This is a genomic window from Pseudomonas sp. Pseusp88 (assembly GCF_047303955.1).
Classification (GTDB): domain Bacteria; phylum Pseudomonadota; class Gammaproteobacteria; order Pseudomonadales; family Pseudomonadaceae; genus Aquipseudomonas.
The window spans coordinates 155,144-169,729 of the sequence record NZ_JBGLYM010000008.1 but is presented as its reverse complement, the minus strand read 5'-3'; the positions used below and the strand labels follow the sequence as shown (position 1 = coordinate 169,729).

The 14,586-nt window shown below is 59.8% G+C and carries 13 protein-coding genes; 9 read left to right on the top strand and 4 right to left on the bottom strand.

What is annotated here, in order from left to right; all coding sequences use genetic code 11:
- Nucleotides 1–57: 57 nt before the first annotated feature.
- The 7 genes from lepA (at nt 58) to pdxJ (ending at nt 6,329) form a co-directional block, all read left to right on the top strand.
- Nucleotides 58–1,854, top strand: a complete 1,797-nt coding sequence (gene lepA / locus ACCD02_RS13415) for a translation elongation factor 4 (RefSeq protein WP_413302273.1) — start codon at nt 58–60, stop codon at nt 1,852–1,854.
- Nucleotides 1,855–1,863: 9 nt separating this feature from the next.
- A complete protein-coding gene (lepB, locus tag ACCD02_RS13410; RefSeq protein WP_413302270.1) occupies nt 1,864–2,718 on the top strand; it encodes a signal peptidase I in 855 nt (284 codons plus the stop codon).
- A gap of 112 nt (nt 2,719–2,830) precedes the next feature.
- Nucleotides 2,831–3,202 (top strand): DUF4845 domain-containing protein, encoded by a 372-nt coding sequence (locus ACCD02_RS13405; RefSeq protein ID WP_413302267.1) that lies wholly within the window; start codon nt 2,831–2,833, stop codon nt 3,200–3,202.
- Nucleotides 3,199–3,888, top strand: coding sequence for a ribonuclease III (rnc, locus tag ACCD02_RS13400; protein WP_413302265.1), 690 nt, complete (start codon nt 3,199–3,201; stop codon nt 3,886–3,888). The genes ACCD02_RS13405 and rnc overlap by 4 nt, the downstream gene beginning before the upstream one ends.
- Nucleotides 3,881–4,783, top strand: a complete 903-nt coding sequence (gene era, locus ACCD02_RS13395; protein ID WP_413302262.1) for a GTPase Era — start codon at nt 3,881–3,883, stop codon at nt 4,781–4,783. The genes rnc and era overlap by 8 nt, the downstream gene beginning before the upstream one ends.
- A gap of 71 nt (nt 4,784–4,854) precedes the next feature.
- Nucleotides 4,855–5,538: a DNA repair protein RecO gene (gene recO, locus ACCD02_RS13390; protein ID WP_413302259.1), complete on the top strand. Its 684-nt coding sequence runs from the start codon at nt 4,855–4,857 to the stop codon at nt 5,536–5,538.
- Nucleotides 5,539–5,588: 50 nt separating this feature from the next.
- The gene (pdxJ, locus tag ACCD02_RS13385; RefSeq protein WP_413302257.1) at nt 5,589–6,329 is read left to right on the top strand and encodes a pyridoxine 5'-phosphate synthase; all 741 of its coding nucleotides are present in this window, start codon (nt 5,589–5,591) and stop codon (nt 6,327–6,329) included.
- Nucleotides 6,330–6,495: 166 nt separating this feature from the next.
- On the opposite strand, the gene cmoB is transcribed toward pdxJ, so the two are convergent.
- From cmoB to lon, 4 genes are all read right to left on the bottom strand, one after another.
- Nucleotides 6,496–7,455 (bottom strand): tRNA 5-methoxyuridine(34)/uridine 5-oxyacetic acid(34) synthase CmoB, encoded by a 960-nt coding sequence (gene cmoB, locus ACCD02_RS13380; RefSeq protein WP_413302254.1) that lies wholly within the window; start codon nt 7,453–7,455, stop codon nt 6,496–6,498.
- Complete coding sequence (gene cmoA, locus ACCD02_RS13375) at nt 7,452–8,195, bottom strand: carboxy-S-adenosyl-L-methionine synthase CmoA (protein WP_413302251.1); 744 nt, start codon at nt 8,193–8,195, stop codon at nt 7,452–7,454. The genes cmoB and cmoA overlap by 4 nt, the downstream gene beginning before the upstream one ends.
- Nucleotides 8,196–8,279: 84 nt before the next feature.
- Nucleotides 8,280–8,672, bottom strand: a complete 393-nt coding sequence (locus tag ACCD02_RS13370) for a protease inhibitor I42 family protein (RefSeq protein ID WP_413302248.1) — start codon at nt 8,670–8,672, stop codon at nt 8,280–8,282.
- A 156-nt stretch (nt 8,673–8,828) separates the two neighbouring features.
- Nucleotides 8,829–11,246, bottom strand: coding sequence for an endopeptidase La (lon, locus tag ACCD02_RS13365; RefSeq protein ID WP_413302244.1), 2,418 nt, complete (start codon nt 11,244–11,246; stop codon nt 8,829–8,831).
- 260 nt (nt 11,247–11,506) lie between these two features.
- Between lon and ACCD02_RS13360 the strand changes: the two genes are divergently transcribed.
- Together ACCD02_RS13360 and ACCD02_RS13355 are read left to right on the top strand one after the other, a co-directional pair.
- Nucleotides 11,507–12,181: a methylamine utilization protein gene (locus ACCD02_RS13360; RefSeq protein ID WP_413302469.1), complete on the top strand. Its 675-nt coding sequence runs from the start codon at nt 11,507–11,509 to the stop codon at nt 12,179–12,181.
- Nucleotides 12,178–14,532, top strand: a complete 2,355-nt coding sequence (locus ACCD02_RS13355; protein WP_413302243.1) for a putative bifunctional diguanylate cyclase/phosphodiesterase — start codon at nt 12,178–12,180, stop codon at nt 14,530–14,532. Before ACCD02_RS13360 ends, ACCD02_RS13355 begins: the two co-directional genes overlap by 4 nt.
- Nucleotides 14,533–14,586 lie beyond the last annotated feature (54 nt).

The following is a 14,586-nucleotide window of genomic DNA, read 5'->3' as shown; positions in this document are numbered from 1 at the left end:
CAATTCCCGGCTATTTTTCGGCGGGCAATCTGCCTGCAACCTTTTGAGTGTTGATCCGTGAGTGATTTGAGTCATATCCGCAATTTCTCCATCATCGCCCACATTGACCATGGCAAGTCGACGCTGGCCGACCGCTTTATCCAGATGTGCGGCGGCTTGACCGAGCGCGAAATGGAAGCGCAGGTGCTTGACTCCATGGACCTTGAGCGCGAGCGCGGGATCACCATCAAGGCCCATAGCGTTACGCTGTATTACACGGCCAAAGACGGCAAGACCTACCAGCTCAACTTCATCGACACCCCCGGTCACGTGGACTTCACCTATGAAGTCAGCCGTTCCCTGGCGGCGTGCGAGGGTGCCTTGCTGGTCGTCGACGCCGGTCAGGGCGTGGAGGCGCAATCCGTCGCCAACTGCTATACCGCTATCGAGCAGGGCCTTGAGGTCATGCCGGTGCTGAACAAAATGGACTTGCCGCAGGCCGATCCGGACCGCGTCAAGGAAGAGATCGAGAAAATCATCGGTATCGATGCCACCGACGCTGTCGCATGCAGCGCAAAGAGCGGCATGGGCGTCGACGAAGTGCTGGAGCGTCTGGTCCAGACCATTCCGGCTCCGACCGGCAATATCGAAGACCCGTTGCAGGCGTTGATCATCGACTCCTGGTTCGACAACTATCTGGGCGTCGTGTCCCTGGTGCGCGTGCGCCATGGCCGGGTCAGGAAAGGCGACAAGATCCTGGTAAAGTCCACCGGCAAGATCCACCTGGTGGACAGCGTCGGTGTGTTCAACCCCAAGCACAGCGCGACTGCCGATCTGAAAGCCGGCGAAGTAGGCTTCATCATCGCCGGTATCAAGGACATTCACGGTGCACCGGTAGGTGACACCCTGACCCTGAGCACCACGCCGGACGTTGAAGTGCTGCCTGGCTTCAAACGCATCCAGCCGCAGGTCTATGCCGGCCTGTTCCCGGTCAGCTCCGACGATTTCGAAGACTTCCGCGACGCGCTGCAAAAGCTCACGCTGAACGACTCTTCGTTGCAGTACTCCCCGGAAAGCTCCGACGCACTGGGCTTCGGCTTCCGTTGCGGCTTCCTGGGCATGCTGCACATGGAGATCATCCAGGAGCGTCTGGAGCGCGAGTACGACCTGGACCTGATCACCACGGCACCGACGGTGATTTTCGAGCTGGTGCTCAAGACTGGTGAAACGATCTATGTCGATAACCCGTCCAAACTTCCTGATCTGTCCAGCATCGAAGACATGCGCGAGCCGATCGTGCGGGCCAATATCCTGGTTCCGCAGGAGCATCTGGGCAATGTCATTACCCTGTGTATCGAAAAACGCGGTATCCAGCACGACATGCTGTTCCTCGGTACCCAGGTTCAGGTGACGTACGACCTGCCGATGAACGAAGTGGTCCTGGACTTCTTCGACCGGCTCAAGTCGACCAGCCGTGGCTATGCCTCGCTGGACTACCATTTCGATCGCTACCAGTCCGCCAATCTGGTGAAGCTGGACGTACTGATCAACGGTGACAAGGTCGATGCCCTGGCACTGATCGTGCACCGTGACAACGCGGCCTATAAGGGCCGGGCGTTGACCGAAAAGATGAAAGAGCTGATCCCGCGGCAGATGTTCGACGTAGCAATCCAGGCTGCCATCGGTGGCCAGATCATTGCGCGGACAACCGTCAAGGCACTCAGAAAGAACGTACTGGCTAAATGTTATGGCGGCGACGTCAGCCGTAAACGTAAATTGCTGGAAAAGCAAAAGGCCGGTAAGAAACGCATGAAGCAGGTCGGTAACGTGGAAATTCCACAGGAAGCCTTCCTTGCTGTGCTCAGGTTGGAATAGTCAGGTCCTATGTCACTAAATTTCCCGCTGTTGTTAGTCATCGCTGTATTCGTATGCGGTTTGCTGGCGCTGCTTGACCTGGTGTTCCTGGCTCCGCGCCGACGGTCCGCCATAGCGACCTACCAGGGCAGTGTCAGCCAACCGGATATCGCGGTCGTCGAGCGATTGAACAAAGAACCTTTGCTGGTTGAATACGGCAAATCGTTCTTTCCGGTGTTGTTCATTGTGCTGGTGCTGCGTTCGTTTCTGGTCGAACCGTTCCAGATTCCTTCGGGTTCGATGAAGCCGACGCTGGATGTGGGAGATTTCATCCTGGTGAACAAGTTCTCCTACGGCATTCGCCTGCCGGTCCTGGACCAGAAGGTGATTCCCGTCGGTGATCCGCAGCGTGGCGATGTCATGGTGTTCCGCTACCCGAGCGATCCCAGCGTGAACTACATCAAGCGCGTTGTCGGCCTGCCGGGCGACAAGATCCGCTACACCAGCGACAAGCGCCTGTTCGTCAACGACCAGTTGGTCGCCAAACAGCTGCTGGGCACCGAGCCCGGCACCCTGGGCAGCGCCGAACTGTATAAAGAACAGTTGGGTGGAGTCGAGCACTTGATCCGTCAGGAAATGAGCCGCTACCGCGCGCCGCCTGATTCCGAGTGGACGGTGCCTGCCGCGCATTACTTCATGATGGGCGACAACCGCGACAACTCCAATGACAGCCGTTACTGGGATGATCCCAACATTCCCAAGGACGAACTGGGTATGGTTCCGGACAAGAACATCGTCGGCAAGGCATTTGCCGTGTGGATGAGCTGGCCTGAGCCTAAGCTGAGTCACCTGCCCACCTTCTCGCGGGTAGGATTAATCAAATAATCGATGCGGCGCTGTCTGGACAGCGCCGTATGTCATTTCGGGTCGCTCGAAGCGCTGTCGCCGGTCAATAAACCCTGTCGGCTGAATTCACGGGCTATCCTTGAGGTCGAGTATGGCGTTCGCAAGTTCGCAAAAGGGTATGTCTGCATTGGGCCTGCTGGTTTTCATTGCCCTGGCCGGGTTCGCGATCAACGTGGCATTCAAGGTTGTGCCGCATTACGCGGAGAACCTGCAGATAAAAAGAATCATCACCAGCATTGACCGTAATCAGACCGATATGACGGCCAGTGATTTTTATGACTATGTGGCCAAGGGCTTGCAGGTCAACGGTATTCAGGATGTGGATTTGAAAAAGGCTTTAAATGTCACGGCGCAGGACAACAAGATCCTCGCCCATTTGCAATATGAACAGCGTGAACCTCTGATCCAGAATATCGATCTGGTGGTGAAGTTCGACCAAGAATTCAGCGTAGGTAAACCGTGAGCGTTTCCTTGAGTCGTCTGGAGCGTCAGCTCGGTTATACCTTCAAGGACCAGGAACTGATGGTCCTGGCCCTGACGCATCGCAGTTTTGCCGGCCGCAATAACGAGCGTCTGGAGTTCCTCGGCGATGCGATTCTCAACTTCGTCGCCGGTGAAGCCCTGTTCGAGCGTTTCCCCCAGGCTCGCGAAGGCCAGTTGTCACGTCTGCGCGCACGTCTGGTCAAAGGCGAGACCCTGGCCTTGCTGGCCCGTGGTTTCGATCTGGGTGAGTACCTGCGCCTGGGGTCTGGTGAGCTGAAAAGCGGTGGCTTCCGCCGCGAGTCGATCCTGGCCGATGCTCTGGAGGCGCTGATTGGCGCCATCTATCTGGACGCCGGCATGGAAATGGCCCGCGAGCGCGTACTGGCCTGGCTGACCACCGAGTTCGACAGCCTGACGCTGGTCGATACCAACAAGGATCCCAAGACCCGGTTGCAGGAATTCCTGCAGTCCCGTGCCTGCGAGCTGCCGCGCTACGAAGTTGTCGATATCCAGGGTGAACCGCATTGCCGGACGTTCTTCGTCGAATGCGAAGTGACCTTATTGAATGAAAAAAGCCGGGGCCAGGGTGTCAGCCGTCGTATTGCCGAACAGGTAGCGGCCGCCGCAGCACTGATTGCCCTTGGCGTGGAGAATGGCCATGACTGATACAACCGCAACACGCTGTGGCTATGTTGCCATCGTCGGCCGTCCCAACGTGGGCAAGTCCACGCTGCTGAACCACATCCTCGGGCAGAAGCTGGCGATCACCTCGCGCAAGCCCCAGACCACTCGTCACAACATGCTGGGCATCAAGACCGAAGGCGCCGTGCAGGCGATCTATGTCGACACCCCCGGCATGCACAAGAACAATGAGAAAGCGCTCAATCGCTACATGAACAAGACCGCCTCGGCGGCGTTGAAAGACGTCGACGTGGTGATCTTCGTGGTTGACCGCACCCGCTGGACCGATGAGGACCAACTGGTACTCGAGCGCGTGCAGTACGTTGAAGGGCCGGTGATCCTGGCCATCAACAAGACCGACCGCATCGAAGACAAGGGCGAGTTGATGCCGCACCTGGAATGGCTGCAGGGCCAATTGCCCAAGGCTTCCATCGTGCCGATCTCGGCCCAGCACGGGCATAACCTGGAAGCACTGGAAAGCCTGATCGCCGGTCATCTGCCGGAGAACGACCACTTCTTTCCGGAAGACCAGATCACCGACCGCAGCAGCCGCTTCCTGGCCGCCGAACTGGTGCGTGAGAAGATCATGCGTCAGCTGGGTGCCGAGTTGCCGTACCAGATCACCGTGGAAATCGAAGAGTTCAAGCAGCAGGGGCGTACCCTGCATATCCACGCGCTGATCCTCGTCGAACGTGACGGCCAGAAGAAAATCATCATTGGCGACAAGGGCGAGCGCATCAAGCGTATCGGCAGTGACGCCCGCCGCGACATGGAAGTGCTGTTCGACTCCAAGGTCATGCTCAATCTCTGGGTCAAGGTCAAAGGCGGTTGGTCCGATGACGAGCGCGCCCTGCGTTCGCTGGGCTACGGCGACTTGTAACCCGATCCGGCCGGGGGCTGTTTGCAGTCCCCACGCCCATCTTCTGCTTTACTCGCGAATCGGCCCGAACCATGAGCGCTCCTGTCGCCCAACCTGCCTTTGTGTTGCACAGCCGGGCATACCGCGAGAACAGTGCTCTGGTCGACTTCCTCACGCCACAAGGTCGCCTGCGCGCGGTATTGCGCAGTGCCAAGGGCAAGGCGGGTAGTCTGGCCCGGCCCTTTGTGCCGCTGGAAATCGAGTTTCGTGGCCGCGGCGAGCTGAAAAACGTCGGGCGCATGGAAGCTGCGGGCGTCGCCAACTGGATGGTCGGTGAAGCACTGTTCAGTGGCCTCTATCTCAACGAATTGCTGATTCGCCTGCTGCCTGCCGAAGATCCCCATCCTGCCGTGTTCGACCACTACGCCGCGACCCTGCTGGCCCTGGCCGAAGGCCGAGCGCTGGAGCCCCTGCTGCGTTCGTTCGAATGGCGTCTGCTGGATGATCTGGGCTACGGCTTTGCCCTGGATCAGGACATCAACGGTGAACCTCTGGCTGCCGATGGTCTCTACCGTCTGCAGGTGGATGCGGGGCTTGAGCGGGTCTATATGGTTCAGCCCGGACTGTTCCAGGGCGTCGAGCTGCTGGCCATGGCTGAGGCGGACTGGCACGCCCCCGGCGCACTGGCTGCGGCCAAGCGTTTGATGCGCCAGGCTTTGGCCGTGCATCTGGGCGGCCGCCCATTAGTCAGCCGCGAACTGTTTCGCAAGCCGTAAGCAAGCTTTATGCTCTGCGACCTGTTCCGATCACTCTCCAGGAGACACCCGTGACTCAAAGCCCCCGCATTCTGCTTGGCGTGAACATCGACCACGTTGCCACGCTGCGTCAGGCCCGTGGCACTCGCTACCCGGACCCGGTCAAGGCGGCGCTGGACGCCGAAGAGGCGGGGGCCGATGGCATCACCGTGCACTTGCGTGAAGACCGTCGGCACATTCAGGAGCGTGATGTACTGCTGCTCAAGGATGTGCTGCAGACCCGTATGAACTTCGAAATGGGTGTTACCGAGGAAATGCTCGCCTTTGCCGAGCGTATCCGTCCTGCTCATGTGTGCCTGGTCCCGGAAACCCGTCAGGAACTGACTACCGAAGGCGGCCTGGATGTCGCCGGGCAGGAAGCGCGGATTCAGGCGGCGGTGGAGCGCCTTGGCAAGATAGGCTGCGAAGTCTCGCTCTTTATCGATGCCGACGAGGGGCAGATCGCCGCCTCCAAACGTGTCGGCGCCCCGGCCATCGAACTGCACACCGGTCGCTATGCCGATGCCGAAACCCCGGCCGAAGTGGCGCAAGAGCTCAAGCGCATTGCCGATGGTGTGGCTTTCGGCGTCAGCCAGGGGCTGATCGTCAATGCCGGGCACGGCCTGCATTACCACAACGTCGAAGCCGTGGCGGCGATCAAGGGCATCAACGAACTGAACATCGGTCACGCCTTGGTAGCCCATGCGCTGTTCGTTGGCTTCAAGGCGGCGGTCAGTGAGATGAAGGCTTTGATTCTGGCGGCTGCAAAGTAAGCGTTGAAATATGTGGGAGCGAATATCATCGAATCTGTGGGAGCGGATTCATCCGCGAAGGGGCTGCTCTGGCTTTACAGCAAACATAGAATCTCCCACAGAATCCCGCTCCCACAATTCACTCCGACACGATTTGCTTCATTCCACCCCATTGCAGTGGCAGATGTCAGGGCTTGCGCCCAACAATAACCGCGCGCATCGGCGCCGGCAGGCCTTCCACGGTCTTGCTGTGATCCTCGGGGTCGAGGAAATCCCCAAGGGACTGATAGCGCATCCATTCGGTACTGCGCTGTTCCTCCACCGTGGTGATGCTGACATCGACGCAGCGTACATCGACAAAACCGGCGCGGCGCAGCCATAGCTCAAGGGCCGGGACCGACGGCAGGAACCAGACGTTGCGCATCTGTGAATAACGGTCTTCAGGCACCAGCACCTGATGCACATCGCCTTCCACCACCATGGTTTCCAGCACCAGTTCACCGCCCTTGACCAGGCAGTCCTTCAGCGCCAGCAAGTGGTCGATGGGCGATTTGCGGTGGTACAGCACGCCCATGGAAAACACCGTATCGAAGCCTTCGAGTCGTGGCGGCAGGTCTTCCAGAGCGAAGGGCAGGTGCCAGGCGGGCAGATCCGGCAGGTAGCGCTGCATGGCCTGAAACTGGCAGAAGAACAACCAGTTCGGGTCGACCCCAATCACGCTCTCGGCCCCGGCCCCCAGCATGCGCCACTGGTAATAACCGTTGCCGCAGCCGACATCAAGGACGCGCTTGCCTTTGAGATCGAGGTGCGGCGCCACCCGTGACCATTTCCAGTCCGAACGCCATTCGGTATCGATATGCACGCCGAACAGGTTGAACGGGCCTTTGCGCCATGGCGACAGTCCCATCAGCGCCTGACGCATTTGCGTGCGGGTTTCGCCGTCGCAACCCGCGTCCAGAGTGAAGCTGTCCGCCAGTTCAACCTGGCTCGGCAGCAGGTTCGGTAGCGCGTCCAGTGCGCCTTGCCAGCGTTCGAGGTCGCCGTGACCCTTGTCCATCTTGGCATCGAGTTGGGCTTGCAGGCCTTTGGCCCAGTCAGCCAGAGGGGTGCCCGCCAGACGGCGGACCAGGGGAGCGAGATCGATCATGGCAGGGCAATCAACGAGGCAAAGTTAAGGCATTGAAACCAGGGCACGACTTTCGAGAAACCGGCCGAGAGCAGGCGTTCACGATGGTCTTCGAGGCTGTCGGGCTTCATTACGTTCTCAATGGCGCTGCGCTTCTGGGCAATTTCCAGTTCGCTGTAGCCATTGGCGCGCTTGAAGGCAATATGCAGGTCGGTGAGCAGGGCGTGTTCCTGTTCATCGTTGAAGCGCAGTTTTTCCGAAAGAATCAACGCGCCGCCGGGCACCAGGGATTGGCGAATCCGCCCGAGCAGGTCCAGGCGTTGCTCCGGCGCAATGAATTGCAGGGTGAAGTTCAGCGCCACGACCGAGGCGGGTTTGAAGTCCAGGGCGAGGATATCGCCGTCGATCACCTCGACCGGCAGCAGCTCCTGGAACATCGAGTCTTGAGCATTAAGGTACTGACGGCAACGCTCGACCATGGCCGCAGAGTTATCCACCGCGATGACCCGACAGCCATCGGCACGCACATGGCGGCGCAAGGCCTGGGTCACCGCACCCAGCGAGCTGCCCAGGTCATACAGCAGGGTGTCCGGCTGGGCGAATTGCGCCGCCAGCACGCCGAGGTTCTCGACAATGGTCGGATAGCCCGGCACAGAGCGCTTGATCATGTCCGGAAAGACCTTGACCACGTCTTCGTTGAAGGCGAAATCCGGCACCTGGGCCAGGGGCTGGGCGAAAATGCGGTCGGGTTCTTTGCTCACGGCGATTCCGGCGATGGTCAGAAAGGGCGGCATTTTAGCCAAATTGATCTGGCGATGCGCGCTCTGTCTGAGGCCGCCGGATGATCAGTCGACTTTGATCGGGCAGTCGAACACATCCGCCGAGGGTTCTTCCGGCGCCCAAGGCTGCTGGTAGGTCAGGCGCAGGCGGCCGCTGCCCGTGGCAAAGGCCTGGAAACGCCAGGTCGAGACACCGGAAGCGCCGAGCAGATCGGAGGCATCCGGGTTGTGATAGACCTCAGGGCCCAGGCTGCGCAACACGCCGCCTGCCGAGTCCTGAATGGCCCAGCGATAACCGGTGGCGGGGGAGCTGGGCAGGCTTACGATCAGATTCTGCCCGTTCTTGAGCTGGATCGGACAATCAGTCTGCTTTTCCAGGGTGACATTCTGCCGTGGCTGTTGGGCGCAGGCGGCAAGCAGGGCCAGGCTCAGCGGAGCAATCAGGCGAAATGGGGTCATGGAGCCTCCAGGCGGACAACGATGGCTGGAGCATAACCGATGAGGGATTTGTCCGGGGAGTGCGGATCTGCGGGTAACCGGTGGGACCGGCTTTAGCCGGGAAGAGGCCTTCCCGGCTAAAGCCGGTCCCACCGGTACTCGTCCAATCCAGATGATTTAGAACAGCACCTTCGCCACGTCAGTGAAGCGCTTGGCGAAGTGCACGGTAATGCCTTCCTTCAGGTAGTCCGGCAGTTCCTCGAAGTCGCCGCGGTTGGGCTCCGGCAGGATCAGTTCGTTGATCTTCTGCCGCCGCGCCGCGATGACTTTTTCCCGCACGCCGCCAATCGGCAGGACGTGCCCGGTCAGGGTCAGCTCACCGGTCATGGCCACGCCTTTCTTCGGCGGCTGGTTGCGCGCCAGGGACAGCAGGGCGCTGGCCATGGTCACACCGGCACTTGGGCCATCTTTCGGCGTAGCACCTTCGGGGACGTGCAAGTGCACGAAGGCTTCGTCAAAGAACTTCGCATCGCCGCCAAACTTCGCCAGATTGGAACTGACATAGCTGTAAGCGATTTCTGCGGACTCTTTCATCACATCACCCAGCTGGCCAGTGAGCTTGAAGCCGCGGTTCAGCGTATGAATGCGCGTGGCTTCGATCGGCAGAGTAGCGCCGCCCATGCTGGTCCAGGCCAGACCGGTAATGACGCCAGTGCCGGACAATACCTGTTCGTTGCGGAACACTGGCATACCCAGCGCTGCTTCAAGATCCTTCGGACCGACCTTGATCACCGAATCCGGGTTATCCAGCAGCTTGACCACGGCCTTGCGCACCACCTTGCTCAGCTGCTTCTCAAGCTGACGGACCCCGGCTTCACGGGCATAGCCGTCGATCACCGCCTTGAGGGCCACGTCGCTGATGGACAGGCTGGTCTTGGCCACACCGGCCTTCTCCAGCTGCTTGGGCCACAGGTGTTTCTTGGCGATGGCGACTTTTTCTTCGGTGATGTAGCCGGACAGGCGAATGATTTCCATACGGTCCAGCAACGGGCCGGGGATCGAGTCCAGGGTGTTGGCGGTGCAGATGAACAGCACCTTCGACAGGTCCAGGCGCAGGTCCAGGTAATGATCGAGGAATTCGACGTTCTGTTCCGGGTCCAGGGTTTCCAGCAGGGCCGACGCCGGGTCGCCCTGATAGCTCTGGCCCATCTTGTCGATTTCGTCGAGCATGATCACCGGGTTCATCACTTCCACGTCCTTGAGCGCCTGCACCAGCTTGCCCGGTTGGGCGCCGATGTAGGTGCGACGGTGGCCCTTGATCTCGGCTTCGTCACGCATGCCGCCGACACTCAGGCGGTAGAACGGCCGACCCAGGGATTCGGCGATGGAGCGCCCGACACTGGTCTTGCCCACGCCCGGCGGGCCTACCAGCAGCACGATGGAACCGCTGATCTCGCCTTTATAGGCGCCGACCGCGAGGAATTCGAGAATCCGCGACTTGATGTCATCAAGCCCGGCATGGTGCTGATCGAGGACCTTGCGCGCGTGTTTGAGGTCGAGCTTGTCCTTGCCGTAGATACCCCACGGCAGCGAGCTGGCCCAGTCCAGGTAGTTGCGGGTCACGGCGTATTCCGGCGAGCCGGTTTCGAGAATCTTCAGCTTGCCCAGTTCTTCGTCGATGCGCTTCTGCGCCTGGGGTGGCAGGACCTTGCCGGCCATGCGCTGCTCGAACTGCTCGATGTCGGCTTGACGGTCGTCCTTGCTCAGGCCCAGTTCCTGCTGGATGACCTTGAGCTGCTCTTTAAGGAAGAACTGGCGCTGATGCTCGCCAATCTTGCGGTTGACCTCGGCAGAGATTTCCTGCTGCAGGCGCGCCACTTCAACTTCCTTGCGCAGCATCGGCAGGACTTTTTCCATGCGCTTGAGCATCGGCACGCAATCGAGCACCTGCTGCAACTCGGCGCCCTTGGCGGACGTCAGGGCGGCGGCGAAGTCGGTCAGCGGCGACGGATCGTTGGGGCTGAAGCGATTCAGATAGTTTTTCAGCTCTTCGCTGTACAGCGGGTTGAGCGGCAGCAGTTCCTTGATCGCATTGATCAGCGCCATGCCGTAGGCCTTCACCTCATCGGTGGGGTCATTGGGCTGATGCGGGTATTCCACTTCCACCAGATAAGGCGGGCGATGGTGCTTGAGCCAGGTGCGGATACGCACACGGCTCAGGCCCTGGGCGACGAATTGCAGCTTGCCGTTCTCGCGGCTGGCGTGGTGGACCTTGACCAGGGTGCCGTACTCCGGCATCGCCGCAGTGTTGAGGTGGCGCGGGTCGTCGGACGGCGAGTCCATAAAGAACAGAGCCAGGGAGTGGTGCTCGGACTTGCTCACCAGTTCCAGGGTCTCGGCCCAGGGCTCTTCGTTGACGATGACCGGCAATACCTGCGCGGGGAAGAACGGCCGGTTGTGGATCGGAATGATGTAGACCTTGTCCGGAAGGTTCTGCCCTGGCAGGGCAAGTGAGGTGCTATCGGAGCTCAGGGTAACTTCGTGCTCGTGATCGTCTTCGGGCACATTCTGTGAGTCTGCTTGCTGGTCGCTCATGGGGCACCTGCATAATTGAACATGGACCTTAGATGGGGCAACTATGCTCAGGTTTCAATGGTCGCTGCCGATAGCATCGAAGACAGGGATGAGTTTGGCGAAAACTCGGGCAAACGTGGGCCTTTGTCGATAATGGCTTAGTGCTATACCTCTAAAGCGTGAACTTATTTACCTCGCCAGCTAATCTGGGTCCCAAGTGTTTTCACCGCCAAGGCTGGCTTTATCACTTCCGGCTTTGCCGTTGCGGATTGGAACTCATGATGATCAACGCGTTTTCCTCGGTGTGCCTCGCTGGATTGTTGATGTTGTCCGCCGCAACGGCTTCAGCAGCCACTTTCAATGCCCGGATCAGCGATCAGCAAGGCCAGCCATTGTCTGGCGCCGTGCTGACGCTCAAAGGACCTGCCGGTACCGCGCCATTGGTGCTCAAGGCCGACATGGACCAGCGCGACAAGGAATTCGTACCTCATGTGCTGGCCGTGCATACCGGCACCCAGGTCAAATTCCCCAACAGCGACAATATTCGCCATCAGGTCTACTCCTTTTCCCAAGCCAAGCGTTTCGAACTGCGCCTGTACGAGGGCACCCCTTCGCAACCGCTGCTGTTCGACAAACCGGGCATCGTCGTGCTGGGTTGCAACATTCATGACTGGATGCTCGGCTATATCTATGTCACCGACGAGCCGTGGTTCGGCGCCAGCGATGACAAGGGCGCGCTGAAATTCGAACAGGTCCCGGCCGGTCACTACATCGCGACCCTGTGGCACCCCCAGGCTGCAGACATGCAGCCGAGCGCTGCTGGCGAGTTCGATATCCCGGCTGCCGGGCTGAGCCAGAATTTCAGCCTTACTGTTCAGCCCAAAAGCGCAGACACCCCCAAGCCGCCGGCGCCGAGCGCTTTCGGTGATGCGTTCAAGAAAGCGGCTACGCCATGAACCTGCGGACCAGCTTCCAGGCACGCATTGCCAGCGTTCTTATCGTCCTGTTGCTGGTCGTAATCGGTGCATTGTTCTTTGCCGTCAAGGTCGCCACCGGTGATGCCGTACAACGCCAGGCCCGTGAACAACTGGATGTGGGTACCCGTGTATTCGAGGGGTTGCTGGATATGCGCGGCAAGCGGCTGAGTGATGCCGTGCAATTGCTGGCGACGGATTTCGGCTTTCGCGATGCCGTGGCCAGTGCCGATTCGGCCACCATTCGTTCGGTGCTGCTCAATCACGGCGCGCGGATCAATGCCAGCGACATGTTTCTGTTGGGCATGGATGGCAAAGTGATTTCCAGCACCGTAGCCGAGATTCCCGAGGGCTCGCTGTTTCGCTTCGACAAACCCCTGCGCGAGGCGAAAAACAACAAACAGGCCATGCTGATCGTGCCGTTGCAGGGCAAACCGCACCTGTTGGTGGAAAGTACGGTGCTGGCGCCGTTGCCCATTGGTCGGGTGGTGATGGGCTTTGCCATGGATGTCGATTTCGCCCAGGAACTGCGCTCACTCAGCGGCCTTGAGGTGTCGTTTCTGGCGGTGGAAAAATCCCATCCGGGGCAATTGATCAGCACTTTGCCTGAAGCACTGCATGACAGCCTGATCGGGTTGATGCTCAAGGCGCCACAAAGCCAGATGAAAATGAGCGAGCATGGCGAGCTGAGCTTCCTCAGCCAGTCGCTGATGCTGGCCAACGTGGTCAGCGACGGCAGCGAGCAGGTGATCGCCTTGCTGCAAAGCCCGCTGGATCAGGCGCTACAGGCATTCGTGCCGCTGGACGAAAACATTTTCTGGATCACCCTGGCGGCCTTGATCGCGTCGCTGATCGGTACCCTGTTGCTGGCGCGCAGCGTGTCGTTGCCGGTCCAGGCCCTGGCCCTGGCCGCCAAACGCATTGGCGACGGCGACTACGCGACACCTGTGGTCATGAAGCGCAGCGACGAGTTGGGCATGCTGGCCGGTGCCATCAACCATATGCAGCACGGTATTGCCGTTCGGGAAAGCCAGCTGGCGCACAATGCGCTGCATGATGTTCTGACCGGCCTGCCCAATCGTGCCCTGGTGCTGGAGCGCCTGGGCAGCGCCATTTCCTCGGAACGTCCGGTAGCCCTGTTGTATATGGGCATCGATAACTTCCGCGCCATTCGCGACGGCATCGGCGCCGAAGGAATCGACCTGTTGCTGCAAGAGGTCGGTCAGCGCCTGCAGGCCACGGTGCGTTCCGGCGATACCGTGGCGCGCCTTAATGCTGATGAATTCCTCTTGTTGCTCGACCAGACCGGCAGCGAAGGCGCAGTCGGCCTGGCTGACCAGTTGCAGCGCATGCTCAGCGACATCCAGCGCGTCGACAGTCATGACATCAGCCTGGACACCTGCATCGGCATTGCCAGTTATCCGGATAACGGCGATTCCCCTCAGGAACTGCTCCAGCGCGCCGCCATCGCCCGACAGGACGCCAGCAACCTGCCGGGCCGCCTGCAAATCTACGAAGATGGTCGTGACCTTGAGCATCAGCGCCAGATCACCCTGATCCGCGATTTGCGCAAGGCTGCGCGCAATGGCGAATTGCATCTGCATTACCAACCCAAGCTGGATATTCGCCAGGGCCATGTAAGACAGGCCGAAGCCCTGCTGCGCTGGAATCACCCGCAATTCGGCAATGTCTCACCCGCCGAATTCATCACCCTGGCCGAACGCACCGGCAGCATCCAGATCCTCACCAACTGGGTGATCGAAGAGGCCATGCGCCAGTTGGCTGAGTGGGCGCGGCGCGGGCTGGTCATTCAGGTCTCGGTGAATATTTCCGCCGATGACCTGTTGACTGGCGATCTGTCGGATCGAGTCAATGGCCTGCTCAAGCTGTACCGGGTACCGGCCGAACAACTGGTATTCGAGATCACTGAAAGCGCCGTAATGCGTGAGCCGGAGCATGCTCTAAAGGTGCTTAACCGCCTGCGCGAGTGCGGTATCAGCTTGTCCATTGACGATTTTGGCACCGGCTATTCTTCCCTGGCCCACCTCAAGCGCCTGCCGGTGCAGGAACTGAAGATCGACCAATCCTTCGTACGCAACCTGGATGAAACCAGCGAGGACGCGGTGATCGTTCGCTCCACCATCGAAATGAGCCACAACCTCGGGCTCAAGGTGGTGGCCGAAGGTGTCGAGTACGAACACAGTTTGCGCCTGTTGCAGCGCTGGCATTGCGACACGGCCCAGGGCTACCTGATCAGCCGTCCGCTTTCTGCTGCCGCGTTCGAGGCCTGGATGGCCAAGCCGCTGACTTCGCCCGGCATGATGGTTCATTAGGCGAAGATTCGATGCCGTTGGGTGGTGGCTGATAGTCGGGCACCGCTTATTTTC